Annotated in this window: 3 protein-coding genes; all 3 read right to left on the bottom strand. The window is 59.2% G+C overall.

Annotated features, from left to right (window positions below; genetic code table 11):
- Nucleotides 1-1,158 (bottom strand): zinc-binding alcohol dehydrogenase (locus AB1609_19055; protein ID MEW6048545.1); only part of this gene is annotated, 1,158 nt, incomplete at its 3' end.
- Nucleotides 1,159-1,215: 57 nt separating this feature from the next.
- Nucleotides 1,216-2,256: an NAD-dependent epimerase/dehydratase family protein gene (locus AB1609_19060; GenBank protein MEW6048546.1), complete on the bottom strand. Its 1,041-nt coding sequence runs from the start codon at nucleotides 2,254-2,256 to the stop codon at nucleotides 1,216-1,218.
- A 32-nt stretch (nucleotides 2,257-2,288) separates the two neighbouring features.
- The gene (locus AB1609_19065; GenBank protein MEW6048547.1) at nucleotides 2,289-3,086 is read right to left on the bottom strand and encodes a CDP-alcohol phosphatidyltransferase family protein; all 798 of its coding nucleotides are present in this window, start codon (nucleotides 3,084-3,086) and stop codon (nucleotides 2,289-2,291) included.
- Between the last annotated feature and the right edge of the window lie 170 nt (nucleotides 3,087-3,256).

Here is a 3,256-nt window from a genome sequence, read left to right on the forward strand (position 1 = left end):
AACGCGCAATTCGACCCGCGGGGTGGGCGAAGCCTGTGTCTCCGGGTAAGTCAGCAGCACAGCAATGTACTTTTCCTTACCCTGCTGGATCAGGTCGTAAGCCCTTTCGGCCTCGTCGATAGAGAAACGGTGCGTTATCAGAGGCGCCAGCCTAACCTTCCCGGCTGCCACGAGGTGCAGGAACTCCTGCATGTTTCGCTGCTCCGTCCACCGCACGTAAGGGAGAGGGTAGTCGACCCCCTTTCGCTCGTACGTGGGGTCGTATATGCCGGGACCCGCGGATCGGGAGACGACGAGTTCCAACTCCTTCTCATAAAATACCTTGCGCGGCAGGTCAAGCTTGACCATCCCCGGGACAACAATGCGGGCACGATCCCTGGCGACCTCGGCTGCCAGTTCGACCGGCCGGCTATCCGCGCTACTCGCGAGCACTATCACCGCGTCGGCCCCAACACCGCCCGTGAACCCCTGCACCGCAGGAACAGCATCAGCCGTTCCCGCCACCGCCACATCCGCGCCCAACTCCCCAGCCAGCCGGACCTTCCCGGGATCCAAATCGACGCCGCAAACCCAGCAACCGGAAGCCTTCAGCAGCTGCACGGCGATGAGTCCAAGGAGGCCGAGGCCGATGACCGCTACCCGCTCGCCCAGCCCAGCGCGAGAAAACCTTACAGAATGCAGGGCTATGGCTCCGACGCCCGCAAACGCAGCCTCGTCGAACGAAACGCCATCGGGAACAAGTGCGTACAGGTTCCTGGGGACGAATACGACTTCAGCATGCGAGGCGTAGCCGCTGCCGAAGCAGGCCACTCTGCTGCCCACTCCGACCCCATCGACGCCGTTCCCCACCGCGATTACGGTGCCGGCGCAACTGTACCCGAGGGGTACGGGCGAATCAAGGCGGTTCACGGCCTGTCGGTAAGCCTCGAGCAACCCATCGGTGCGAACCTTGTTGATCACCTGCTTGACAAGGTCGGGCCGCGCCAGCGCCTTGCCCAGCAAGCTTTTGCGCGCCAGGTCCATCATGAGCTTTTCGGTGCCCACGCTCACAATGGACCTTGAGTTCCGTACGAGAACGCCTTCGGGACGGAGGACAGGTGCGGGTACGTCCGCAACGCTGAGTTCACCCGTCCTGTAGTTCTGCACCACCTGCTTCATAGGATACCTCCACGCGCAGATGACCGTCCCGGCTCGCGCCGATTCGGGCTGCAGGGATCACCATTGCTCCCGCACCGCCGAAGACATGCCCGGGCCAAAGCTGGCCGCCTGCACGATGCGGTCCCAATTGTCCCGGAACCACTGCACGGTGCGGCGGAGACCTTCCTCAAAAGGCACCTTAGGCTCATAGCCCAGCTCTTGCCGCGCCCTCTCTATGGAGGCCTTGATGCGCGTCTTCGTATCCCACTTGCGGCGAGGCAGGTGCCTCACCCCCGCCGTGTTCCCCGTCAGCCGGTTCACCATATCAGCCAAATCCAGGATCCGGATCTCTGCGTCACCGGAAAGGTTGTACTCCCTCCCCACCGCAACATCGTAGTAAGCGGCACGCAGGAGACCATCCACCAAGTCGTCCACGTACGTGAAGTCACGCGTCTCCTCACCCGTACCAGTCATGGGCAAAGGCTTCCCCTGCATCGCCCAGTAGATGAAGTTAGGGATGACGTTCCGGTACTGACCAGGGACTTCCCCCGGTCCATACGAATTGAAAAACCGGGCCTTAACCGTCTTCAGGCCGTAATGGTGGTGGAAGAAATTGCAGTATAATTCTCCCAACATCTTGGTGATCTGGTAGGGCGTACTCAAGTGAGTCGAAGTGTACTCCTCGCGGAGGGGCAGGGGAGCTTCGTCCCCGTAAATCGAGCATCCTGAAGAAGCATACACGAAGCGCTCAACCCCCCTGGACATCACAGAGTACTCAAGCACTCTCAAGGTACCTAGCCCGTTGGTTATAAGGTCCCTTTCCGGGTAATCGACCGAGTTCTGATTCGCGAAGAACGCGGCGAGGTGAAAGACAACCTCGGGTGCTTCGGTGAAAACCCGCTTCAGAACCGCCTCGTCGACCACGTCGCCTTCCACGAACAGGAGGTTGTGGAATTCGGGTAAGTTCCACCGCGGTGACGCAGACAGGTCGTCGAGCACAATGACAACAGGGCACCCCAAGCTCAGGAGAACTTTTGTGAGGTTGCTTCCGATTGCGCCCGCCCCTCCCGTCACCAACACCCTTTTCCGCGAAATCCAATCCAGATGCGCTAAGTCCATTAGGCTGCGCCTCCCAGTTGGTTCGTTTTTGATCAGCCGTTCAGCCTCGCAAGTATCCGATCGAGCCGATTGCCGTGCACGTATGAGACCACCTGCGCGAGAAAACCGGCTCCGGTGATGCCTGCCTCGAACGCAAGGAAAGCGACGACTGGCATATAGGAATCCAGAGCAAAGTGCACCAAGAGGGAGAGCCAAAGTGCCCACTCAAAGCCGTAGCCACTAGCCATCCACAACCCGATTTGATGGGCAAAGCGTAACGCCCTACCTCGAGCGTCGACGAGCTCGTTGGAGAAGGCTCCCCTGAGCTGGTGACGCGTGCGCTCAGACCCACCGGAAGCGAGGACTTCCAAGATACTAGTGCATGCCGCAAAAAAGGCATAGCGATACAAAATGTTCCCAGCACACGCGGCCACACCCAAAACCGCTAGCACCGAAGAACCAGTACGAATGGCCGCGCCCGCGCCCATGGCTAGCACAATCCCTGGGTACATGAGAGAGCTCAGGCGGTCAAGGTAAAGCCCTGTTACACTGGTTAACTGCTTCAATCGCGCCAGTTCTCCGTCAACACAATCCAATACTTGATTAATGAACAAGGCAACAACCCCTATGATGAAACCGGACCCGCCTAGATAAAAGCTCCAGACAGCGCACATCGCAACGCCCAGATTGACGACGCTCACGTGGTTGGGCTTGACTCGTGTCCCAACGAGGAGCGCAGTTATGTAGGGAGAAATGACACGGTAAATGGCCTCATTGCGCTGCTTGTACCGCTTGCCTCCGAAATCCTGAGCCACCCGCACCACCAGGCTGACTCGTTCGAGGTATGTCACTTGGGGGCCCCCTTCCCCGCTTCCCACATCCAAGGCTGCTAGCTCACAGGCGACGCAATCTCATCTATTAGTTCTGATTCTCTGATAATCTCCTTCAGTATCAACCTCGCACCAAAAGCTTCTCTGGAGTGCCAGGCCAAGGGGTCGGCACCGCGCGATCAGATTGAGCA

Source organism: Bacillota bacterium (genome assembly GCA_040754675.1).
Lineage (GTDB): Bacteria > Bacillota > Limnochordia > Limnochordales > Geochordaceae > Geochorda.